Annotated in this window: 20 protein-coding genes; 15 read left to right on the top strand and 5 right to left on the bottom strand. The window is 58.6% G+C overall.

Annotated features, from left to right (window positions below):
* Positions 1–89 precede the first annotated feature (89 nt).
* The 4 genes from ACZ9IM_RS21635 to ACZ9IM_RS21620 are packed head-to-tail and all read left to right on the top strand — an operon-like array spanning position 90 to position 4076.
* On the top strand, positions 90–1016 hold the full coding sequence (locus ACZ9IM_RS21635; protein WP_008073923.1) for a DUF72 domain-containing protein: 927 nt from the start codon (positions 90–92) through the stop codon (positions 1014–1016).
* The gene (locus ACZ9IM_RS21630; protein WP_008073920.1) at positions 1013–1810 is read left to right on the top strand and encodes an endonuclease/exonuclease/phosphatase family protein; all 798 of its coding nucleotides are present in this window, start codon (positions 1013–1015) and stop codon (positions 1808–1810) included. Before ACZ9IM_RS21635 ends, ACZ9IM_RS21630 begins: the two co-directional genes overlap by 4 nt.
* Positions 1807–3093 carry a cardiolipin synthase ClsB gene (gene clsB, locus ACZ9IM_RS21625; RefSeq protein ID WP_427625858.1) on the top strand — a complete coding sequence of 429 codons (1287 nt, stop codon included), beginning with the start codon at positions 1807–1809 and terminating at the stop codon, positions 3091–3093. The genes ACZ9IM_RS21630 and clsB overlap by 4 nt, the downstream gene beginning before the upstream one ends.
* Positions 3090–4076, top strand: coding sequence for a lysylphosphatidylglycerol synthase domain-containing protein (locus ACZ9IM_RS21620; RefSeq protein ID WP_427625857.1), 987 nt, complete (start codon positions 3090–3092; stop codon positions 4074–4076). The genes clsB and ACZ9IM_RS21620 overlap by 4 nt, the downstream gene beginning before the upstream one ends.
* A gap of 46 nt (positions 4077–4122) precedes the next feature.
* On the opposite strand, the gene ACZ9IM_RS21615 is transcribed toward ACZ9IM_RS21620, so the two are convergent.
* The 3 genes from ACZ9IM_RS21615 to ACZ9IM_RS21605 all read right to left on the bottom strand — a co-directional run bounded on the left by ACZ9IM_RS21615 (position 4123) and on the right by ACZ9IM_RS21605 (position 7284).
* On the bottom strand, positions 4123–4881 hold the full coding sequence (locus tag ACZ9IM_RS21615; RefSeq protein WP_192345280.1) for an alpha/beta hydrolase family protein: 759 nt from the start codon (positions 4879–4881) through the stop codon (positions 4123–4125).
* Positions 4871–5980 carry a DUF3182 family protein gene (locus ACZ9IM_RS21610; protein WP_427625856.1) on the bottom strand — a complete coding sequence of 370 codons (1110 nt, stop codon included), beginning with the start codon at positions 5978–5980 and terminating at the stop codon, positions 4871–4873. The genes ACZ9IM_RS21615 and ACZ9IM_RS21610 overlap by 11 nt, the downstream gene beginning before the upstream one ends.
* 308 nt (positions 5981–6288) lie before the next feature.
* Entirely contained in the window at positions 6289–7284 is a 996-nt protein-coding gene (locus ACZ9IM_RS21605; protein WP_476224907.1) for a GlxA family transcriptional regulator, read from the bottom strand.
* A gap of 101 nt (positions 7285–7385) precedes the next feature.
* On the opposite strand from ACZ9IM_RS21605, the gene ACZ9IM_RS21600 reads away from it, so the two are divergent.
* From ACZ9IM_RS21600 to ACZ9IM_RS21555, 10 genes are all read left to right on the top strand, one after another.
* Positions 7386–7934: a cysteine hydrolase family protein gene (locus ACZ9IM_RS21600; protein ID WP_427625854.1), complete on the top strand. Its 549-nt coding sequence runs from the start codon at positions 7386–7388 to the stop codon at positions 7932–7934.
* Positions 7935–8265: 331 nt separating this feature from the next.
* The gene (locus ACZ9IM_RS21595) at positions 8266–8847 is read left to right on the top strand and encodes a YjfI family protein (RefSeq protein WP_088500343.1); all 582 of its coding nucleotides are present in this window, start codon (positions 8266–8268) and stop codon (positions 8845–8847) included.
* Between the two features lie 24 nt (positions 8848–8871).
* Entirely contained in the window at positions 8872–9570 is a 699-nt protein-coding gene (locus ACZ9IM_RS21590; RefSeq protein WP_427625853.1) for a PspA/IM30 family protein, read from the top strand.
* 236 nt (positions 9571–9806) lie between these two features.
* Positions 9807–10370 carry a rhomboid family intramembrane serine protease gene (locus ACZ9IM_RS21585; protein ID WP_063342386.1) on the top strand — a complete coding sequence of 188 codons (564 nt, stop codon included), beginning with the start codon at positions 9807–9809 and terminating at the stop codon, positions 10368–10370.
* Positions 10371–10441: 71 nt separating this feature from the next.
* Entirely contained in the window at positions 10442–11476 is a 1035-nt protein-coding gene (locus ACZ9IM_RS21580) for an ion channel (protein WP_427625852.1), read from the top strand.
* The gene (locus ACZ9IM_RS21575; protein ID WP_427625851.1) at positions 11463–12137 is read left to right on the top strand and encodes a DUF2491 family protein; all 675 of its coding nucleotides are present in this window, start codon (positions 11463–11465) and stop codon (positions 12135–12137) included. Before ACZ9IM_RS21580 ends, ACZ9IM_RS21575 begins: the two co-directional genes overlap by 14 nt.
* Positions 12138–12152: 15 nt before the next feature.
* A complete protein-coding gene (locus ACZ9IM_RS21570) occupies positions 12153–12581 on the top strand; it encodes a DUF350 domain-containing protein (RefSeq protein WP_192345271.1) in 429 nt (142 codons plus the stop codon).
* A gap of 19 nt (positions 12582–12600) precedes the next feature.
* Positions 12601–13326, top strand: coding sequence for a DUF1190 domain-containing protein (locus ACZ9IM_RS21565; RefSeq protein WP_007896804.1), 726 nt, complete (start codon positions 12601–12603; stop codon positions 13324–13326).
* Between the two features lie 12 nt (positions 13327–13338).
* Entirely contained in the window at positions 13339–14496 is a 1158-nt protein-coding gene (locus ACZ9IM_RS21560; RefSeq protein ID WP_218398902.1) for a glutathionylspermidine synthase family protein, read from the top strand.
* 105 nt (positions 14497–14601) lie between these two features.
* Entirely contained in the window at positions 14602–16806 is a 2205-nt protein-coding gene (locus ACZ9IM_RS21555) for an OsmC domain/YcaO domain-containing protein (protein ID WP_476224906.1), read from the top strand.
* Between the two features lie 72 nt (positions 16807–16878).
* Here ACZ9IM_RS21555 and ACZ9IM_RS21550 read toward each other — a convergent pair whose 3' ends face one another.
* Complete coding sequence (locus ACZ9IM_RS21550) at positions 16879–17403, bottom strand: single-stranded DNA-binding protein (protein WP_007896798.1); 525 nt, start codon at positions 17401–17403, stop codon at positions 16879–16881.
* Positions 17404–17412: 9 nt separating this feature from the next.
* A complete protein-coding gene (locus ACZ9IM_RS21545) occupies positions 17413–18810 on the bottom strand; it encodes an MFS transporter (RefSeq protein ID WP_476224904.1) in 1398 nt (465 codons plus the stop codon).
* A 191-nt stretch (positions 18811–19001) separates the two neighbouring features.
* Between ACZ9IM_RS21545 and uvrA the strand changes: the two genes are divergently transcribed.
* Positions 19002–21836, top strand: a complete 2835-nt coding sequence (uvrA, locus tag ACZ9IM_RS21540) for an excinuclease ABC subunit UvrA (RefSeq protein WP_008073888.1) — start codon at positions 19002–19004, stop codon at positions 21834–21836.
* Positions 21837–21856 lie beyond the last annotated feature (20 nt).

The following is a 21856-nucleotide window of genomic DNA, read 5'->3' as shown; positions in this document are numbered from 1 at the left end:
CCGTCTGTAGCCCCATCGAAACTTTCTCGCCCGCCCGGCAGTCATCAAAAGACAGAGGCTGTCCGAGGGCTACATAGACGGGAGGCGACATGGCGGCGATTCATATTGGTATTTCAGGCTGGCGCTACACGCCTTGGCGGGGGGAGTTCTACCCGAAGGGGCTGACCCAGAAGCGCGAATTGCAATTCGCTTCACGGGCAGTGAACAGCATCGAAATCAATGGATCGTTTTACGCCCTGCAACGGCCCGAACGTTATGCCCAGTGGTACGCCGAAACCCCGGCGGGCTTCGTGTTCAGCGTCAAGGCGCCGCGTTTTATCACCCACATCAAGCGCCTGCGGGACATTCATAAGCCGCTGGCGAACTTCTTTGCCTCCGGGGTACTGGAACTCAAGGAAAAACTCGGCCCGATCCTGTGGCAGTTTCCACCCAACTTTAAATTCGACCCGGAATTGTTCGAAAGCTTTCTCGAACAATTACCCCACGACACGGAACAGGCCGCCGCCCTCGCCCGCCAGCATGAGCCACGCCTGAACGGTCACGCCAGCATGAAGGCTTACGGCAAAAAACCGCTGCGCCATGCCGTGGAAATTCGCCACGAAAGCTTTGTCGATCCCGCTTTCGTCCGTCTGCTCAAACGCTACAACACCGCGCTAGTCATTGCTGACACTGCCGGCAAATGGCCGTATCGCGAAGACCTCACCAGTGATTTCGTCTATTTGCGCCTGCACGGTGCCGAAGAACTCTACGCCAGCGGTTATACCCCCCAAGCGCTGAAACGCTGGGGCGACCGGATCGAGGCCTGGTATCACGGACAGCAACCAGCAGATCCGCAATTGATCGCGCCTCGGCAAAAACCCAAGACACGCAGAGCCCGGGAAATATTCTGCTATTTCGATAACGACATCAAAGTCCGCGCGCCCTTCGATGCCCGCCGCCTGCTTGAGCGTTTGCATCTCGACAAAGACCTTGCCACCGCACCCGGTGAGCCGGTTGCCGAAGGAGTGCTGCCATGAGCATTCCCGAACCGGTCGGAACGACGGATGAACAGCAGCCAATTATCAGCGCCGTGAGCCGTTTTACCGTGCTGACGGTCAACACCCACAAGGGTTTCACCGCGCTCAACCGGCGCTTCATCCTGCCCGAGTTACGCGAGGCGGTGCGCAGTGTGTCCGCCGACGTGGTGTTTTTGCAGGAGGTGCATGGCACCCACGAACATCATCCACAGCGCTACCTCAATTGGCCGGCGATGCCGCAGTACGAATTTCTTGCCGATACCTTGTGGCCGCAATTTGCCTATGGGCGCAACGCGGTCTATCCGGCAGGCGATCACGGCAATGCGCTGTTGTCGAAGTTCCAGATCATTCGCCACGACAACCTCGACGTTTCCATCAGTGGCCATGAAAACCGTGGAATCCTGCATTGCGTGCTGCGGATGCCCGGCGATGGTCGGGAAGTGCATGCCATCTGCGTCCATCTGGGGCTTCGCGAAAGTCATCGCAAGGCACAACTCAGGCTGCTGATCCAACGTATGGAAGAGTTGCCGGAAGATGCCCCGGTGGTGGTCGCCGGCGACTTCAACGATTGGCGCCTGCGTGCTGATGCGCTGCTCAAGCCCTGCGGCTTGCGTGAAGTCTTTGCCGAGTTGCATGGCAAACCGGCGCGCAGTTTCCCGGCGCGTTTGCCTGCGTTGCGCCTGGACCGCATCTACGTGCGCAACCTCAAGGCCAGCCATCCGCAAGTACTGGCGGCCCGGCCCTGGTCACACCTTTCCGACCATGCACCGCTATCGGTGGAGATCGAGCTATGACCGGTCCATTGATGGAAAAAACCACGGTTGAACACGTTTCCACACCTCCGCCGGTGCGCAAGCCCGCAGTGGTTGATGTCGTATACGGCTGGCACGGGAATAACCGGGTCCAATTGCTGGAGAACGGTGAGGAATACTTTCCACGGGTGTTTGAAGCGCTGCGCCAGGCCCAGAGTGAAATCCTGCTGGAGACCTTCATTGTGTTCGAGGACAAGGTCGGCAATGAACTGCAGAAAATCCTGATTGAAGCGGCTCAACGCGGGGTGCGTATCACCGTCAACCTCGACGGTTTTGGCTGCGGCGAACTGAGCACGGAGTACCTTGCGGCGCTGAGCAATGCAGGTGTGCGCCTGCAAATATTCGACCCCGCGCCGCGTCACTTCGGCATCCGCACCAACTGGTTCCGCCGCATGCACCGCAAGATTGTGGTGGTCGACGGGACGATTGCGTTCCTCGGCGGAATCAATTTTTCCGCCGACCATTTGGCCGACTTCGGCCCTGAAGCCAAACAGGATTATTCGGTTGAAGTGCAAGGCCCGGCGGTGGCCGATATTCATCATTTCGCCTTGCTGCAAAGCGGTCGCCCGGCCCGGGCCAAATACTGGTGGCAACGCCGTAGACAGAGGCGCGCAGAACTGGCGGTCAGCGATCATGATGGTCAGGTGCGACTGGTGTATCGCGACAATGGCGAACACCCGGGCGATATCGAAGAGGTGTACTTGCAGGTCGTGCGCAGTGCCCGACGTCGCGTGGTGATCGCCAACGCCTACTTCTTTCCCGGCTATCGGCTGCTGCGAGAGATCCGCAACGCGGCACGCCGAGGGGTCGAGGTACGCCTGATTCTTCAGGGGCAGCCGGATTTGCGGGTGGCCAGACTCGCCGCGCGCATGACCTACGATTATCTGCTGCGAGCCGGAGTAGCGATTTACGAATACTGCGACCGTCCCCTGCATGGCAAAGTCGCCCTGGTCGACGAAGACTGGAGCACCGTCGGCTCAAGCAACCTCGACCCGCTGAGCCTGGCCCTGAACCTGGAGGCCAATGTGTTGATCCGCGACCGCGCCTTCAACCGCGACCTGTTCGAGCGTCTCGACGAATTGAGCAGCAACCACTGCAAGGTCATGTCGGCGGACAAGGCGCCTCGCGGACGGGTCTGGCACATGACCATCGGTTTTCTGGTGTTTCACTTCCTGCAGCATTTCCCGGCATGGGCCGGTTGGCTGCCGGCGCATAAACCGCGCCTCAAACCCTTCATTCATCCGACCGGGAGCGATAAGGCATGAGCCATTCTGATGCGCGGCCGGCCCCTCACTCCGACACGCCGCGAAAATCCCACTGGCACCGCTGGAAAAAGCCGCTGACGATGCTGTTTTTTCTGGCGCTGATCGTACTGTTCACAATGCTCGCCCAACGCATCGAATGGGGCGAAGTGTTCGATACCCTCGCCGATTTCAAAGTGCGCACACTGATTATCGCGTCCGGACTGACGTTGCTGAGTTTTCTGGTGTACGCCTGTTTCGACCTGATCGGCCGCACCTATATCCGACAGGACCTGACCTGGCGACAGATCCTGCCGGTGGGGATCATCAGCTATGCCTTCAACCTTAACCTGAGCGCCTGGGTCGGCGGGGTTGCCATGCGTTATCGGCTGTATTCGCGGCTCGGCGTGAGCAAAAGCAACATCGCGAAAATCCTCGGGCTGAGCCTGGCGACCAACTGGTTCGGCTACATGGTGATTGCCGGCACGGTGTTCAGCAGCGGACTGGTGCGAATGCCGCCAGGCTGGAAGCTGAGCAGCGACGCCCTGCAAGGCGTGGGCGTGTTATTGCTGCTGCTGAGCGCGGGCTATCTGGCGGCCTGTCGGTTTTCCAGGCGACGGGAATGGTCGATTCGCGGCGTGGAAATCAACCTGCCGTCGCTGCACATGGCCGTCCTGCAACTGGCCCTCGGCGCACTGAACTGGTCGCTGATGGCGGCGGTGATCTTCACCCTGCTACCGAGCAAACTGGACTATCCGCCGGTGCTTGGCGTGTTGCTGATCAGCGCCATTGCCGGGGTCATCACCCACATTCCGGCCGGGCTTGGCGTGCTGGAGGCGGTGTTCGTGGCGCTGTTGCAGCACGAGGTCTCGCGGGGAAGTCTGGTGGCAGGGTTGCTTGCTTATCGGGCGATCTATTTCCTGCTGCCGCTGCTGATTACCGTGGTGATGTACCTGGTGGTGGAAGCCAAGGCGAAGTCGTTGCGGATCCAGAAGAAACCTTCTTGAGAGATTGGTTGAAACGGATGCCGCTTTCGCGAGAACACCACAAATCTCAACTCGACTGAATAATGCTCAACCGCTCACCCACCACCATTTCCGTGATCCAGCCCACCAGGATTGAGGTATACGCCTGTTGTGAGACCGGCTCGCTCAAGGCGTGATCGGCGCCGTCGATAATCCGGTGAGTCAGCGAGTGGGTCTGCTGACACGCCGCGCGGTAACTCATGATGGTCGCGTGGGGCACATAGGCGTCGGTCTCGGACTCCACCAGCAATACATCCCCGGTAAATTGCGAGCAGGCATGCAGTGCGCGATTGCTGTCGGCGCTGACCCGCGTGCTGCGGTAATCGCGCAGATCGAGCTTGTCCAGTTCACGCTTGGGTGTGTGCCAAAAGTCGTCGCGATACAACGCCGGCACCCGCAGCGCCAGCCAGCGCACCGGGCGCAAGGACGTCAGGATTGCCGCCAGATAACCACCATAACTGGTGCCGACCACGGCGATCGCAGACGTGTCGAGCGCCGGATGGGCGAGCAGTCGATCGTAGGCCGCCAGCAGGTCACGCAGATTGTCTTCGCGGGTGACCCGGGATAATGGAATACCGGTCCCGCCGGTGTGGCCACGCAAGTCGAATGTCAGGCACACGCAACCCAACCCGGCGATGCCTTTGGCGCGTTCCAGGTCGCGCTCCTGACTACCGCCCCAGCCGTGTACGAAAAGCACACCCGGGACTTTCGATTTGGGGCTGAGGAAGGTTCCGCTCATCTGTTCATCGTCGATGTCGATCGCAATGGTTTCGCTTCTAGCCGTCATAGGATTTGACCGTTACGTACTTGAGAAGAAAGTCACTGTGTTCCGCAGGCCCCCGGTAGACCTCGATGGCGTTGGCCGGCAGCGGTCGATCGGTGTAGGTTTCGACCGACGACACGCGAATCGCGCGCAAGCCGGGGTTGTTGACGAAGCTCTGCAGCGCCGCGACTTCAGCACTGCTGGCACCGCCCAGGCGCCAGGACTGTTCGAGCACTCCGCTGCGTTGTTTGCCATCGCAATCCAGCCCCTGGGCGATGTCGTAGTTGCGCCGTGAGGCATAGAAACCGGGGTAGGCTTCATCGGCCGCGCTGTCGAATACCTGCGCTTGCTGGATCGCCAGCCTCGTGTCGTCCGGGAGTTCCAGCGCCAGCAGGTCCTCGTAATAACCCTGCACCACCAACAGATTGGACCCTCCATAAACCTGCTCGCCCTGACCGTCTTCGGTCAAGTATTGATCACCGCAATAACTCAGCACTTTGTCGCCGATAAAACTCTGACCGACGCTATGGGTGACCACCTCGGTCAAGTCTTGTTCCAGCACCACGCCGTCGGTGAACAATGTTTTGGCATCGGGGCGAGCGAGGATGGCGTCGAACTGGTCGAGGCTTTTGATCACTTCCTGACCACGTCCGGCGCAGGCATGAATAGGCTTCATGCGGATCGGACCGCTGTAGAGCAGGTGCTCCGCTGCCGGGCGGGCATCCTCCAGGGAGAACACGCTGAGGCCATCGAGCACGACGCTGCGTACCCGTTCGGAAAACAACGACGACCAGCCTTCGGGCGCGAACGCATAGCGATTCAACAACCCATGGCTGATGGCTTTGGTGCAGATGAAATCGTGGTCGACGTAACCGCCCCACAAATCCTCCGGCCCTTTGACACCCAGCTGCCGGGCGGCAGCAACACCCACCAACGTCTGGGTCGGCAACAGATAAATGTCCCGGCCGCTATGCAGCTGTGGGTCGTAACTGCCGCCGTATTCGAGCCCGACGACTTGCGCCAGCCAACGAGCGAGTGCGTGATTGGTTTCGACTTCGTGCAGCGGGGCATCAGGGCGTACCGAATGGGCGAGCACCAGTTTCTTGCGGTTTGTTGGGGTCATGCGTTCCCCTTCAATTTGCGCTTGATGAATGTAGCTGAAGGAGGTGCAGAGATCAGGCCAACGGCGATTGGAGAGAAACGGGTTTCAAATCAGCCGTTTGTGAAATACGCGATAGCACAAGGCCTGTTTTATTCTGCACGACACCTTTCAATACTCCCGGCATTTTGCACGACTCAAAACTTGCCACCTAACCCATGTGGGAGCGAGCCTGCTCGCGATAGCGGCCTGACATTCCAAGTTTATGTTGAATGACACACCGCTATCGCGAGCAGGCTCGCTCCCACATTTTTTGATCTGGTGTGCTCTGATTACCGAGCCATGGCGGCAGTCGGCATCACCCCAAACCGCGCCCGGTAATCACTCGGCGCCAGCCCGGTAATTTTTTTGAACGTAGCCCGAAACGCACTCGGGTCCTGGTAACCCACGGTCCAGGCAATGTGATCAATGGTGCCGTTGGTGAATTCGAGCATTTCCCGCGCCTTGCCAACTCGCAGGTGCTGGCAGTACTCGGTGGGTTTCAACCCGGTTGCCGCACGAAAACGCCGCAGGAAGGTGCGCTCTTCCAGCCCCGCCCGTTCGGCCATCGCTGCCAACGAGACATCGGTTGCGCCGGTGCTTTGCAGCCAATGCTGGACCTTGAGAATCGAGGCATCGCCATGGTTGAGAATGGGTGCAAAGTTACTGCCGCATTCGCTCGCGCTGTCGCTGTGTTCCACCACCAGAAAACGCGCCGTGCCGGTGGCGATGCTCGGCCCGAGCAAGCGGTTCACCAATCGTAATCCCAGCTCTGACCAGGCCATCAAGCCGGCGGTGGTGATCAGGTCACCATCGTCGACAATCGGCGTGTCAGCCTTGAGCTTGATCGCCGGGTAACGCTCGGCGAAAGCCTTGGCCGAGGTCCAGTGGGTAGTCGCGCTACGGCCATCGAGCAAGCCGCTTTCAGCCAACAGAATAGAACCCACACAGACCCCGCCAAGGGTCGCACCGTTGGCATGTTGCTGACGAAGCCAGCGAATCAGCCCTTGGGGCGCCTGCCCCTCGGAAAAACCTCCGATCGAGGGCGGGATCAACACGGCAACCAATGCGCCGGCCGGGCCTGAATGAGTGTCATAGACCCGCTCGGGCACTTGATCGCCCTCGACCTGCCAGTGACTGACCCGCAGCAACGGTAGCTGCGCCGCCTGATGCTCGGCGGCGATCCGGTTGGCCACGCCGAACAGGTCCGTCAGCCCATGCACCGCAGCCATCTGCGCACCGGGATAGATCAGCACTCCCAGTTCGGCGACTGCCCTTTCTACACCCATTGTCAGTTTTCCCCCTTCTATTGTCGGTGCGGCCAATCCTCGGACGGCCAGCAAAACCTAATACTTGATTCACACCCAACAAACACTTCGAGGAAACACTCATGGCCAAGCAAGCACTCATCGTAGTCGATATCCAGAACGACTACTTCCCCCAGGGCAAGTGGCCGCTGGTGGGCGCCGACGCCGCAGCAGACAACGCCGCACGGATGATTCAGGCGTTTCGCGAGGCCGGTGATCCGGTGGTGCATATCCGCCACGAATTTACCTCCGACGCCGCCCCATTCTTCACCCCGGGTTCCGACGGCGCGAAGTTGCACCCTAAAGTTCTCAACCGCACAGACGAGACGGTCGTGCTTAAACATTTCGTCAACTCGTTCCGCGAAACCGAACTGGAAGCCATCCTCGACCAGCAAGACATCGAACACTTGGTAATCGTCGGCAGCATGAGCCACATGTGCATCGACGGCATCACCCGCGCCGCGGCCGACCAGGGCTATACCGTCACGGTGATTCACGACGCCTGTGCCACCCGAGACCTGGAATTCAACGGCGTCACCGTCCCGGCCGCCCACGTTCACGCCGCCTTCATGTCGTCCCTGGGTTTTGCTTATGCGAGCGTGGTGTCCACTGACGACTTCCTGGTTGGTTAAGTGAGAAACCTGTGGGAGCGGGCTTGCTCGCGAAAGCGGTGTATCAGACAACATCAATGTTGACTGTCTCGCCGCCTTCGCGAGCAAGCCCGCTCCCACATAACCTTCTTTTGTCATACGCCTGTGCAACAGTCGAAAAATCTCACGCGTGAGCTATTGAGGTCCGCAAAAATTGCCTGTAGTGTTTCTCACGCGTGAGATTTTTCACAACGAGGTCAGCATCATGAAAAGCAGCTCTCCATCAGATCCGCCTACCGGATCTGTTACCGATTCAGCGAGCCAAAAGGGAGAGCGCTCGAAACCGGCCGCGAAAAAACCATCCAGCTTCTACATGAAGCAGATGCGCGCGGGCTTGGGTGCCGCCGGGTATGTGAAACACGAGACTTGGGTGCTTCCCGAAAACCGAAGCCTGCTCAAGCAGATGGAGAAACAGCTACGCCAACCGATTCTGGCTGGCTCATTCATGTCGGAGAATTACATGAGCGCAGGTAATAACTGGAACATCGATCGCCTCTACAGCGCCCTTCAGGCCCTCGACGAAGTGGTTTCGAACGACATCACCCTCTCCCTCGTTCAAGGTTCCGAGTCCAGCATCAAGCTGGAAATGAACGATTTCGGTGGCTTGCCGATTTACATCGCGGTGGTTGGCGATCAGGTCATCGTGGATACCGTTCTGGTCGATGTCGAGTCCATCAACGACGTACCGGCATTCAACGATGCCGTTCTGCGCAGCCGGGAAATGTTCCCGCTGTCCTCGATCGGTATCGAGTCCATGCCCAACGGGCAGATCGTTTACAACATGTTCGGCGCACTCAGCTCCGACTCCAGCCTGACCAACGTCGTGACCGAGGTCAAAACCCTCGTCGACAACGTCCAGCGCGCCAGCGAAGCCTTTGAACGTTTCTTCATCTAATTTTTCGGGAACAGGAAATATCCAATGACTCAGTCCATCTGGAGCAAATTGTTCACCGCGCTGCGTGGCGGTGCCAACGAAGTCGGCGAATCGATCGTCGACCAACAGGCCCTGCGCATCCTCGACCAGGAAATTCGCGATGCTGACAGTGCGCTGGCCAACGCCAAGCGTGAGCTGGTCACCATCATGGCCAAGCACAAACTGTCGGCTGATCGCGTCAGCGAGTACAACGCCAAGATCAAGGATCTGGAATCCAAGGCCCTGGCCGCGATCCAGGCCAACCGCGAAGACCTGGCACTGGAAGTGGCCGAAGCCATTTCGACCCTGACCAACGAACTGGATGTCGAGCAAAAGCAGGCCACCGAATTCGGCGGTTACGCGGACAACATGCGCAAAGACATCACCAAGGCCGAAAACCGCATCAAAAGCCTGCGTCAGCAAGTGGACATGGCCAAGGCGCGTGAAAGCGTACAGAAAGCCCAGGTCAGTGCTTCGATCGCCAGTGGCGGCGCCAACGGCAAGCTGGAAACCGCCGTCGGTACGCTGAACCGCCTGCAAGCCAAGCAGCAGCAACGCGCCGCGGAACTGGAAGCCCAGGACCAACTGGCCGATGCGTCGACCGGTACCGACCTGGAGCGCAAGCTGCGCGATGCCGGCATCACGCCGAACGAAGGCAGCGCCAATGCGATTCTGGAACGCCTGAAGAAAAAATCGGCTGAGTAAACCGGTTACTGCGCGCAAGGAAGGACATTCATTGCCTTGATGTCAGTCAAGCGCACTGAACCTGTGGCGAGGGAGCTTGCTCCCGCTGGGCCGCGAAGCGGTCCAAAAAAACAGGACTGCTGCGCAGTCCAGCGGGAACAAGCTCCCTCGCCACAATTTTACTCAGTGCTTGTTCTATCTCTTAACTGACAGGCATTAATTCAATGCCCTTCTTTTTTGTCGACTCGAGGTCAAGGATGGATGCCCTGAAGGGTTTCAAGACAATCGCGGGCGTGGCCCTCTTCATGGTCGCGCTGCAACTGCTCAATGTGGCGACCGGCTACAGCCTTATTGCCTTCGGCCTGGTCCCGAGAACATGGCAGGGACTGGTCGGCATCATCACCTCGCCTTTCTTGCATGGGTCCTTTGCGCACCTGAGCACCAACCTGATTGCCTTTTTGATCCTCGGTACTTTGGTCATTGTCGAAGGGCTCAGCCGCTTCATGGCCGTCAGCGCTATCATTATTTTGCTGGGCGGCTCACTGGTCTGGCTGTTCGGTTTTGCAGGCGTTCACATCGGTGCCAGCGGATGGGTATTCGGGCTGTGGGCGTACCTCCTGTCGCGCGCCTGGTTCCAAAGAAGCTGGAGCAACCTGATAACAGCCAGTGTCGTGGTCCTGCTCTATGGCGGCCTGATTTTTGGCTTCCTTCCTCGCCAGGGCATGTCTTTTGAAGGACATATCTTTGGTGCGATCGCCGGATTTATTGCAGCCAAGGTACTGTTATCTACGCCGCGCAGCAGGTTTAATGCCACCCGGTAACCGCATTTGAGCACTCAGACGCCAGAGCGATTACGTCGCCAGGAATGAGCCCCCACGGAGTCAGGGATGTAATGTCGATTTTCCTTTTATTGCGCACGTACGCCTCGTCCTTCTTCCATCGGTTCGGCTGGGCAGGCCTGGCCATTGCGCTGGGTATACACATAAGCACGGCCTATATCGGCCTGGTGCTTCTGGGCGAACAACACCTCACCGCTCCCGCCACGTTTACCTATTTCTATCTCACCACCACGCTCACCGTCGGCTATGGCGATCTTGCGCCACAGACAGCCGCGGGACGAATTTTCGTGGCCACCTGGGTCATGCTCGGTGGCATTGCGCTGCTGACGGCAGCCATCGGCAAAACCACCAGCAGTGTCATCGATGTATGGAGAAAAGGCATGAAAGGCAAAGGCGATTTCACCGGCAAGGTCGGCCATACCGTACTCATCGGCTGGGAAGGCGCGTCCAGCGAGCGGGTCATTGAATTATTGCTGCAGGACGAAACCTCCAATGACAACCTGATCGTCATTTGCGATTGCGACCTCGAAGAAAATCCCATGCCGGGCAAAGCGGACTTTATCAAAGGCGAAAGCCTGTCCTCTGCCGCGCTGTTGCTGCGGGCCGGTGTTCCCGGTGCCGAACGCGTGCTGGTGCGAACCCATTCAGACGACCTGACCCTGGCCACCGTGCTGGCAGTCAATCAACTGGGCCCTGTCGGCCATGTGGTCGCCCACTTCAATGAAAGCGAAATCGCCGCCCTTGCCAGCGCCTACGCGCCCAGCCTGGAATGCACCTCAAGCATGGCCATCGAGATGTTGGTACGCGCCTCCCAGGATCCTGGCTCATCCGCGGTCATCAATGAATTGCTATGCGTGGGTCAAGGCGCCACCCAGTACCTGATGAAACTGCCCGAGACCTTTGAAGCCACGTTCGGCGATCTGTATGCACAGATGAAAGAACACCACAACGCGACCCTCATCGGCTACCGCGCCAAAGGCGCCCGGCAGCCTTGGATCAACCCGCCCGGCACCACTCGCGTTGAGGGCGGCGAACTCTTCTACATCGCCTCCTCTCGCCTCAAGGAAATCACCAATGGGATGGTTTAAACAGTTGATGGGGCTTGAGGCCCCGAAAGCGAATACGGAATCGAAATGGACAGCCAACGAAACCCTGCCCGCCATCGGTCCGCTGGGCCTGGCATTGGGCAAGGGCGTGATGTTCGACACCACCCTGAAATTGTTGCTCGATGGCAACACCGATGTGGTCATCCCTGGCTCCCAACAGATCTGGAGTGCTGGCACTGTTGATCTCGGGCAGTCGACCTGGCTGTCACGCTATTACATGAACGACGAAGACTACTGGCTGCAAGTGCACACCACCGGCGACATTGCCGGACAGGTCGAGTCGGTGATCCTGTTCAACTACCTCAGTTACGTCACCATCAACAGTGAAGCGGAGCTGCGTCGACTGGCCGGCCCTCAAAGCCTGATCGGCCTGCCGACCTACACCCACAACGGTGTCGAATACACCCGCGAATGGGGCACCGAGAACGGCCAGACGGAACTGGTGGCGCTGAGCGAACACCTGAAAAACCCGGATGAGTCCTACAGCATCGAGCACCGTTCGATGCTGTACGCCCGCGAAACCGGCCTGACCGATCGCCGGGAATTCCTGCTGTTTTCCGTCGAAGAAGACGCCGAAGGCACCATCAGCTTGAGCACTTCGCTGGGCATTTCGTTGTACACCACTGACCTGAACACTTTTTAAATAAGGAAGAAGTCCATGCTTGAAGCGCTCTCCATCTCCCTGAACAAAGCCGCCGTGCTCGGGTTTGTTTTGTACATCCTCGGTGCCGCCGTATTGTTCGCGCTGTTCCAGTTCATCTACACCCGAATCACCCCGCACAAAGAGTTCGAACTGATCCGTTCTGGCAACGTTGCGGCCTCGATCGCACTGGGTGGCGCCATCATCGGTTTCGCCATTCCGGCCAGCAATGTGATCGCCTACTCGATCAGCATTCTGGACTTCGTCGTCTGGGCAGTGATCGCCGCTTTCGTACAACTGCTGGCTTTTCTTGTGACCAGCCTGGTGCTTAAAGGCGCCTCTGAACGGATTAAGAAAGGCGAAATCGCTGCGGGCATCTATGTCGCGGCAGTGGCCATCAGCGTCGGCATGTTGAACGCCGCCTGCATGACCCCTTCCCAGAACTGATTGCGCCACGGAGATCCCGATGAAACGAAGCAAGTACGTTCAGCTCTCGCTGGCCGCGTCGGTCGCCATGGCCATATCAGGCTGCGGGCAAGCGGAAAAAACCTACCCGGTGCAGAAGAAATACAACTTCCAGTCCGTTCAGCAGTGCGCCGATGAAAAGCTCCCGGTGGACGTCTGCTCTGACGCCTACATGAGCGCCATGGCCGAGCACCGCCGCATCGCGCCGGTCTACGACAACCAGGCCGATTGCGATGCCGACTTTGTCGCCGACTGGTGCCAACAGGATTCCGCCGGCAAGTTCATCCCCAAGCTGGGTGGTTTCGAACTGACTGCCGATGGCGAGGTAACACAATCCCAAGTGGACGCAGCCAAGGCTCAATTACCAGCCTCGGAAGCGAACAGTGGAGGCTCCGGGTTCTCCGGCACCAGCCTGCTGACCGGCCTGCTGATCGGCAACATGCTGAGCAGCAACCGCAACAGCTACTTCTCCGAGCCGGTCTACCGCTACCGCGATGATCGCGGCAACTATGGCTCCTCGACGCTCAACCAGCGGATTTCCAAAGGCTCAACCTTTACCAAGTCCAATCAGGCGAGGTATGGCAGCAGCAGCTACGCCGACTCAATCCGTTCCGGCAGCAAGCCGATGTCCGTTGCCTCATCCACCTCCCGTGGCGGCTTCGGCAGCAAAGCCAGCGCCCGCAGCGGCTGGGGCGGTTCGAGTAGTGCTGGCCGATCTAGCAGTTAAGGAACGAGCACCATGAAGAAGATCCTCTGCGCAGAGCGTCATGACTGGAAACAGACCGCCGAATCTCTTGGTTTTCTGTTCCATACCATCGACGACGAACCCTATTGGGACGAGAGCGCGTATTACCAATTCACGCTCAAACAGATCGAGAACGATCTCGAAGACCCGACCACCGAGATCCATGAGATGTGCATGGACCTGGTGGCCCGCGTGGTTCAGAGCGAGGAGCTGCTGGAGCGCCTGAGCATTCCCGCGCCATTCTTCGACATGGTTCGCACTTCATGGCTCGAAGGTCACCCGCACCTGTATGGGCGTATGGATTTCTCCTACAACGGCAGTGGGCCCGCCAAGCTGCTGGAACTCAACTACGACACGCCGACCAGCCTGTATGAGGCCGCGGCGTTTCAATGGGGCTGGCTGGAGCAATGCATCGAACGCGGCTTGCTGCCCAAGCATGCCGACCAGTTCAACAGCATTGACACCAAGCTGCATCAGGCCTTTGCCCAGCTGCAGCTCAAACAGCCCTTCTATTTCGCCTCGATGAAAGACTCGGTCGAAGACAAAGGCACCACCGACTACTTGCGCCTGATCGCGGAAAAGGTCGGCATCGAATCGCGACACATCGATATCGAAGACATCGGCCTCACCGCTGAAGGACGTTTCGTCGATTTAGAAGATCGCTGGATTCCTCACCTGTTCAAGCTGCATGCCTGGGAGTTCATCTTCCACGAGCCCTTCGGTGCAGCGATTGCCCAGAGCGACACCCAGTTTTTCGAGCCGGCCTGGAAATCCATCATCTCCAACAAGGGCATCCTGCCGCTGCTGTGGGAGTTCAACAAAGGTCACCCTAACCTGCTCGCGGCACACCTGGATGCCGACCCGAGCAAAGCGGTGCCCAAAGGTTGGGTGCGCAAACCGTTCTTCTCCCGGGAAGGCGCCAACATCGAGTTGCAAACGGCTGACGGTCTGATCGTGAAAGAGGACGGGCCCTACACCGACGCGCCATTTATCCTTCAGGAGTTCGCCCCACTGCCGAAGTTTGGCGACAGCTTTACGCTGGTGGGTTCCTGGGTCATTGGCGATCAGGCAGCCGGTATTGGTGTGCGGGAAGACAACAGTTTGATCACCAAGGATTCGAGCCGCTTCTTGCCGCACCTGATACTCGACTGACCCATCCATCGCCGGTGTGGACATAAGTACGATGTCCGCAAGACTTACGGCTGAAATACCGGATAATGGCGGCCATTCGTTTAGCCGTTATTCTGGTAATCCCCCATGGAAATCAAGGTCAACTTTCTCGACAACCTTCGACTTGAAGCCAAGTTCGATGACTTCACGGTGGTGGCCGATCAACCTATCCGCTACAAGGGCGATGGCTCGGCACCGGGTCCGTTCGATTACTTCCTGGCTTCGTCGGCGTTGTGTGCGGCTTATTTCGTGAAGTTGTACTGCGACACTCGCAGTATTCCCACGGATAACATCCGCCTGTCGCAGAACAACATTGTTGATCCGGAAAACCGCTACAACCAGATTTTCAAAATCCAGGTCGAGTTGCCGGCGGACATCTCCGACAAGGACCGTCAGGGCATCCTGCGTTCCATCGACCGTTGCACCGTGAAAAAAGTGGTGCAAGCCGGGCCTGAGTTTGTGATCGAGGAAGTCGAAAACCTCGACGCCGATGCCCAGGCGTTGCTAATGCCTGCGTCCAGTTCAGAGGCGAGCACTTATATCGCGGGCAAGGATCTGCCGCTGGAGCAAACCATCGCCAATATGTCGGCCATTCTGGCGGACCTGGGCATGAAGATTGAAATCGCCTCGTGGCGCAATATCGTGCCCAATGTGTGGTCGCTGCACATCCGCGATGCGCACTCGCCGATGTGCTTTACCAACGGTAAGGGTGCAACCAAGGAAGGCGCGTTGGCGTCGGCGTTGGGCGAGTTTATCGAGCGACTCAACTGTAACTTCTTCTACAACGACCAGTTCTGGGGCGAAGACATCGCCAACGCAGCGTTTGTGCACTACCCGGACGAACGCTGGTTCAAGCCTGGCCGTAAAGATGAGCTGCCAACTGAAATTCTCGACGAGTACTGCCTGAAGATTTACAACCGCGACGGCGAACTGCGTGGTTCCCATCTGATCGATACCAACTCGGGCAATGAAGAGCGCGGCATCTGCTCGCTGCCGTACGTGCGCCAGTCGGACGGCGAGGTGGTGTATTTCCCGTCCAACCTGATTGAAAACCTGTTCCTGAGCAACGGCATGAGTGCCGGTAACACGCTGGCCGAAGCCCAGGTGCAGTGCCTGTCGGAGATCTTCGAACGTGCGGTAAAACGCGAAATCATCGAAGGCGAATTTGCCCTGCCGGATGTGCCGGCCGATGTGCTGGCGAAGTACCCCGGGATACTGGCCGGTATTCAGGCGCTGGAAGCGCAAGGGTTTCCCGTGTTGGTGAAGGATGCGTCCCTGGGAGGTGAATTCCCGGTGATGTGCGTCACGTTGATGAACCCGCGTACCGGCGGTGTGTTCGCCTCGTTCGGCGCGCATCCGAGCCTGGAAGTGGCGCTGGAACGCAGCCTGACCGAATTGCTGCAGGGCCGCAGCTTCGAAGGCCTCAACGACTTGCCTCAGCCGACGTTTGAAGGGCATGCGGTGACCGAGCCGAACAACTTCGTCGAGCACTTCATCGACTCCAGCGGCGTGGTGTCGTGGCGCTTCTTCAGTGCCAAATCGGATTACGAATTCGTGGAGTGGGACTTCTCCGGCCAGGGTGAAAACTCGAACGCAGAGGAAGCCGCGACCTTGTTCGGCATTCTCGAAGGCATGGGCAAGGAAGTGTACATGGCGGTCTACGAGCATATCGGCGCGAAGGCGTGCCGCATCCTGGTGCCGAACTATTCGGAAATCTATCCCGCGGACGATCTGATCTGGGATAACACCAACAAAGCGCTGTTCTTCCGCACCGACATCCTGAACCTGCATCGCCTGGACGAAGACGAACTGAAAGCGCTGATTGAGCGTCTGGTGGAAAGTGAGCTGGATGACTACACCGACATCACCTCCTTGATCGGCATCGAATTCGACGACAATACGGCTTGGGGTCAGCTGACGATCCTGGAGTTGAAGCTGCTGATTTATCTCGCCTTGCAGCAATTCGAAGAGGCGAAAGAGGCGGTGGAAATGTTCCTGCAGTACAACGACAACACGGTTGAGCGTGGCTTGTTCTACCAGGCCGTCAATGTGGTGCTGGAGATGAAGCTGGACGAAGACCTGGAACTGGAAGACTACGAGGCCAATTTCCGCCGGATGTTTGGCAACGAGCGGACGGATGCAGCAATCGGATCGGTAGACGGCAGCGTGCGTTTCCATGGCTTGACGCCGACCAGCATGAAACTGGAGGGGCTCGACAGGCACCTGCGGTTGATCGACAGCTACAAGAAACTGCACTCGGCACGGGCCAATGTGACCACTTTGTTCAGATAACAGCGCCCACAAAAAAGCGAAGCCAGATTAATGGCTTCGCTTTTTTTTATTACTGACTGGATAGCTGCTTTTTTAGAACGGGATATCGTCATCAAAGCTGTCGAAATCCGGAGCCGGCTGAGGAGCGGCCTGCTGCTGTGGAGCCGGACGCGACTGTTGCGGTGCCGACTGCTGCGGACGCGGAGCCTGTTGGCGTGGAGCCGGGGCGGACTGCTGGTAGTTATTGCCCCCGCCTTGTTGGTCGCCCTGCTGTGGACGGCCGCCCAGCAGTTGCATGGTGCCTTGCATGTCGACCACGATTTCAGTGGTGTAACGCTTGATACCGTCTTTTTCCCACTCGCGGGTCTGCAGCTTGCCTTCGATGTATACCTGCGAACCTTTGCGCAGGTATTCGCCGGCAATTTCGGCAACCTTGCCGAACATCGAAACACGGTGCCATTCGGTCTTCTCGACCTTCTGACCGGTTTGCTTGTCGGTCCATTGTTCGCTGGTCGCCAGACTCAGGTTGGTCACGGCGTTACCGTTAGGCAAGTAGCGAACTTCGGGATCCTGGCCGCAAGTGCCGACCAATATGACTTTGTTAACCCCACGGGCCATAACGTTCTCCTAGGCTACGCACGCTGCCCCGGCCGGGTTGTTCACCAGGCGCTCAAGGGTGGTGCGATCCAATAGTTCTGTGTCCAATTTGATGTAAATCGCCGCTTCATCTGCGACGATCACTGCATCTGTTACCCCTACGACGGCCTTCAGGCGCTCGACCAGACCCGCTTCGCGGATCGCCTCGGGCGACAACGGCAAGCGCAGGCTCGTGACGTAAGGTGGTTCGCGCATGGTAACAGCAAAGGCCAGCCAGAGGGCAGCCAGGCCGGCGCATCCGAGGAATACAACCGACAAACCGCCGTGCTGGAACATCCAGCCGCCGAGGATCCCGCCCAGTGCCGAACCGAGGAACTGACTGGTGGAATATACCCCCATCGCTGTGCCCTTGCCGCCTGCCGGTGAAACCTTGCTGATCAACGATGGCAAGGAGGCTTCCAGCAGATTGAACGCGGTGAAGAACACCACCGTACCAATCACCAGAGCCCGCAAGCTGTCGCCGAACTGCCAGAAGAATAGCTCAGTGAGCATCAGCGTCACGACGGCACCGAGCAAAACTCGTTTCATTTTGCGTCGCTTCTCGCCATAGATAATGAATGGAATCATGGCGAAGAAGGAAATCAGCAGCGCGGTCAAGTACACCCACCAGTGCTGCTCTTTGGGCAGCCCGGCTTTTTCGACCAGGGCCAGGGGCAATGCCACGAAGCTCGACATCAACATCGCATGCAACACAAAAATACCCAGGTCCAGGCGCAGCAGGTCCGGATGCTTGAGTGTCGGTATCAGCGCCTGGCGCGCGACGCCGGATTCACGGTGCTGCAACGGCCCGGTTGCACGCGGCACCATGAACATCACGATGACGATGCCGACCAGCGCCATGCCACCGGTGGCGAAGAACAACCCGGACAGGCCGAAGACGCGGGTCAGCAATGGTCCTACAACCATGGCGACAGCGAACGACAGACCGATCGTCATGCCGATCATGGCCATGGCTTTGGTCCGATGCTGTTCCCGGGTCAGGTCTGACAGCAACGCCATCACCGCCGCGGAAATCGCCCCGGCGCCTTGCAGGATGCGTCCAGCGATGACGCCCCAGATCGAATCGGCATTGGCCGCCAGCACACTCCCCAGGGCGAAGATGATCAGCCCCAGATAAATCACCGGACGACGACCGATGCGGTCGGAAATGAAGCCAAAAGGAATCTGAAAGATCGCCTGGGTCAGGCCGTAAGCGCCAATCGCCAACCCGATGAGGGCCGGGGTCGCTCCTGCCAGGTCCATCCCATAGGTCGCCAGTACCGGCAACACCATGAACATGCCAAGCATACGGAAGGCGAACACCAGGGCCAGCCCGCTTGCTGCGCGGGTCTCACTGCCACTCATGCGTTCGCTGTGGGGATCGTGCATGGAAAAACCTCATGTGAACCGGCGGCGATTCTACCAGTCCCATCGATTGACGGGGTATATCGCGACGCTATGACGCGTATAGATGACACAGTCTTCATGCAAGGCTGCGCGCCCCGCATTCGATAGTGTGCATCCATCCAGTATTTGGCCGTATACTCCTACGTTTTCGACGCCCGCCGAGCGAGGCCACTTTGGACAAGATCCTGATTCGTGGGGCCCGAACCCACAACCTGAAGAACATCGACCTGACCCTGCCACGGGACAAACTGATCGTTATCACCGGCCTGTCCGGATCCGGCAAGTCGTCCCTGGCCTTCGACACGCTGTACGCCGAAGGTCAGCGCCGTTATGTCGAATCGCTGTCGGCTTACGCCCGGCAATTCCTGTCGATGATGGAAAAACCTGACGTCGACACCATTGAAGGTCTGTCGCCAGCGATCTCCATCGAACAGAAGTCGACCTCGCACAACCCGCGCTCGACGGTTGGCACCATCACCGAAATCTACGATTACCTGCGCCTGCTCTACGCTCGCGTCGGTATTCCGCGCTGCCCGGATCACGACATTCCGCTGGAAGCCCAGACCGTCAGCCAGATGGTCGACCTGGTGCTGGCACAACCGGAGGGCAGCAAACTGATGCTGCTGGCCCCGGTGATCCGTGAGCGCAAAGGCGAACATCTTTCGGTCTTCGAAGAACTGCGCGCCCAGGGTTTTGTACGAGCCCGGGTCAACGGCAGATTGTGCGAGCTGGACGAGCTGCCGAAGCTGGATAAACAGAAGAAGCATTCGATCGACGTCGTGGTCGACCGCTTCAAGGTCCGCGCTGATCTGCAACAACGCCTGGCCGAATCGTTTGAGACCGCGCTGAAACTGGCGGACGGTATCGCTCTTGTGGCGCCAATGGATGACGAGCCCGGCGAAGAAATCATCTTCTCCGCGCGCTTTGCCTGCCCGATTTGCGGCCACGCCATCAGCGAGCTGGAACCCAAGCTGTTTTCCTTCAACAACCCGGCCGGCGCCTGCCCGACCTGCGATGGCCTGGGGGTTAAACAGTTCTTCGACACCAAACGACTGGTGAACGGTGAACTGACCCTGGCCGAAGGTGCGATTCGCGGCTGGGACCGGCGCAACGTCTATTACTTCCAGATGCTTGGTTCGCTGGCCGCCCACTACAAGTTCAGCCTTGAAGTACCGTTCAACGACCTGCCGGCCGATCAGCAGAAATTCATCCTGCATGGCAGTGGCTCGCAGAACGTCGACTTCAAATACCTGAACGACCGTGGCGACATCGTCAAACGTTCGCACCCGTTCGAAGGCATCGTGCCAAACCTGGAACGCCGCTACCGCGAAACCGAATCGGCTTCGGTCCGTGAAGAACTGGCCAAATTCCTCAGCACCCAGCCCTGTCCCGATTGCCGTGGCACCCGTCTGCGTCGCGAGGCGCGGCACGTGTGGGTTGGCGAGAAGACCTTGCCGGCTGTAACCAATCTGCCGATTGGCGACGCGTGTGAATATTTCGGCGTACTGAAACTGACAGGTCGCCGTGGCGAGATTGCCGACAAGATTCTCAAGGAAATCCGCGAACGCCTGCAGTTCCTGGTCAACGTTGGCCTGGACTATCTGTCACTGGATCGCAGTGCCGACACTCTGTCCGGCGGCGAAGCCCAGCGGATCCGTCTGGCCAGTCAGATTGGCGCCGGTTTGGTGGGGGTTCTGTACATTCTCGATGAACCATCGATCGGTCTGCATCAACGGGACAATGACCGATTGCTGGGCACCCTCAAACATCTTCGAGACATCGGCAACACGGTGATCGTGGTCGAGCACGACGAGGACGCGATTCGCCTGGCCGACTATGTGGTGGATATCGGCCCGGGCGCGGGTGTACACGGTGGGCATATCGTCGCCGAAGGTACGCCGGCCGAGGTCATGGCTCACCCTGATTCGCTGACCGGCAAGTACTTGTCGGGGCGAGTAAAGATCGCAGTGCCAGCCAAACGCACGCCGCGTAACAAGAAGTTGTCGCTGGCCCTCAAGGGCGCTCGCGGCAACAATTTGCGCAATGTCGATCTGGAGATTCCGATCGGCCTGTTGACCTGCGTGACGGGTGTTTCCGGTTCGGGCAAGTCAACGCTGATCAACAACACACTGTTTCCTTTGAGCGCTACCGCACTCAATGGGGCAACGACCCTGGAAGCGGCTGCTCACGACAGCATTAAAGGCCTGGAACATCTGGACAAGGTTGTGGACATCGACCAGAGCCCGATCGGTCGCACGCCACGCTCCAACCCCGCAACCTATACCGGGCTGTTCACGCCGATTCGCGAGTTGTTCGCCGGCGTGCCGGAATCGCGCTCCCGCGGTTACGGGCCGGGGCGTTTCTCCTTCAACGTGAAGGGCGGACGCTGCGAAGCCTGTCAGGGCGATGGCCTGATCAAGGTGGAAATGCACTTCCTGCCGGACATCTATGTCCCGTGCGACGTCTGCAAGAGCAAGCGCTACAACCGCGAGACGCTGGAGATCAAGTACAAGGGCAAGAGCATCCACGAAACCCTCGAGATGACCATCGAGGAAGCCCGGGTGTTCTTCGACGCGGTTCCAGCCTTGGCGCGCAAGCTTCAGACGTTGATGGACGTAGGCCTTTCCTACATCAAGCTGGGGCAATCGGCGACGACGCTGTCCGGCGGTGAAGCCCAGCGGGTGAAACTGTCTCGTGAGCTATCCAAGCGTGATACTGGCAAGACCCTGTACATCCTCGATGAGCCGACCACCGGCCTGCACTTTGCGGATATCCAGCAACTGCTCGACGTGTTGCATCGTCTGCGCGACCACGGCAATACCGTGGTAGTGATCGAGCACAACCTGGACGTGATCAAGACCGCCGACTGGTTAGTGGACCTGGGGCCGGAGGGCGGTTCCAAGGGTGGGCAGATCATTGCCGTCGGAACGCCTGAAGAAGTGTCCGAGATGAAGCAGTCGCATACCGGCTTCTACCTCAAGCCACTGCTGGAGCGTGATCGGGCCTGAATCCGACTCCAAAAAAAGCC

The organism is Pseudomonas sp. TE12508, from assembly GCF_056279485.1.
The sequence above is the reverse complement of the archived record's forward strand: the minus strand, read 5'-3'. Positions and strand labels throughout refer to the sequence as shown.

Bases quoted from the DNA above. Each gene is read 5' to 3' on its own strand.
- ACZ9IM_RS21635 (WP_008073923.1), top strand. From the start codon at position 90: ATGGCGGCGATTCATATTGGTATTTCAGGCTGGCGCTACACGCCTTGG.
- ACZ9IM_RS21630 (WP_008073920.1), top strand. From the start codon at position 1,013: ATGAGCATTCCCGAACCGGTCGGAACGACGGATGAACAGCAGCCAATT.
- clsB (WP_427625858.1), top strand. From the start codon at position 1,807: ATGACCGGTCCATTGATGGAAAAAACCACGGTTGAACACGTTTCCACA.
- ACZ9IM_RS21620 (WP_427625857.1), top strand. From the start codon at position 3,090: ATGAGCCATTCTGATGCGCGGCCGGCCCCTCACTCCGACACGCCGCGA.
- ACZ9IM_RS21615 (WP_192345280.1), bottom strand. From the start codon at position 4,881: ATGACGGCTAGAAGCGAAACCATTGCGATCGACATCGACGATGAACAG.
- ACZ9IM_RS21610 (WP_427625856.1), bottom strand. From the start codon at position 5,980: ATGACCCCAACAAACCGCAAGAAACTGGTGCTCGCCCATTCGGTACGC.
- ACZ9IM_RS21605 (WP_476224907.1), bottom strand. From the start codon at position 7,284: ATGGGTGTAGAAAGGGCAGTCGCCGAACTGGGAGTGCTGATCTATCCC.
- ACZ9IM_RS21600 (WP_427625854.1), top strand. From the start codon at position 7,386: ATGGCCAAGCAAGCACTCATCGTAGTCGATATCCAGAACGACTACTTC.
- ACZ9IM_RS21595 (WP_088500343.1), top strand. From the start codon at position 8,266: ATGAAGCAGATGCGCGCGGGCTTGGGTGCCGCCGGGTATGTGAAACAC.
- ACZ9IM_RS21590 (WP_427625853.1), top strand. From the start codon at position 8,872: ATGACTCAGTCCATCTGGAGCAAATTGTTCACCGCGCTGCGTGGCGGT.
- ACZ9IM_RS21585 (WP_063342386.1), top strand. From the start codon at position 9,807: ATGGATGCCCTGAAGGGTTTCAAGACAATCGCGGGCGTGGCCCTCTTC.
- ACZ9IM_RS21580 (WP_427625852.1), top strand. From the start codon at position 10,442: ATGTCGATTTTCCTTTTATTGCGCACGTACGCCTCGTCCTTCTTCCAT.
- ACZ9IM_RS21575 (WP_427625851.1), top strand. From the start codon at position 11,463: ATGGGATGGTTTAAACAGTTGATGGGGCTTGAGGCCCCGAAAGCGAAT.
- ACZ9IM_RS21570 (WP_192345271.1), top strand. From the start codon at position 12,153: ATGCTTGAAGCGCTCTCCATCTCCCTGAACAAAGCCGCCGTGCTCGGG.
- ACZ9IM_RS21565 (WP_007896804.1), top strand. From the start codon at position 12,601: ATGAAACGAAGCAAGTACGTTCAGCTCTCGCTGGCCGCGTCGGTCGCC.
- ACZ9IM_RS21560 (WP_218398902.1), top strand. From the start codon at position 13,339: ATGAAGAAGATCCTCTGCGCAGAGCGTCATGACTGGAAACAGACCGCC.
- ACZ9IM_RS21555 (WP_476224906.1), top strand. From the start codon at position 14,602: ATGGAAATCAAGGTCAACTTTCTCGACAACCTTCGACTTGAAGCCAAG.
- ACZ9IM_RS21550 (WP_007896798.1), bottom strand. From the start codon at position 17,403: ATGGCCCGTGGGGTTAACAAAGTCATATTGGTCGGCACTTGCGGCCAG.
- ACZ9IM_RS21545 (WP_476224904.1), bottom strand. From the start codon at position 18,810: ATGCACGATCCCCACAGCGAACGCATGAGTGGCAGTGAGACCCGCGCA.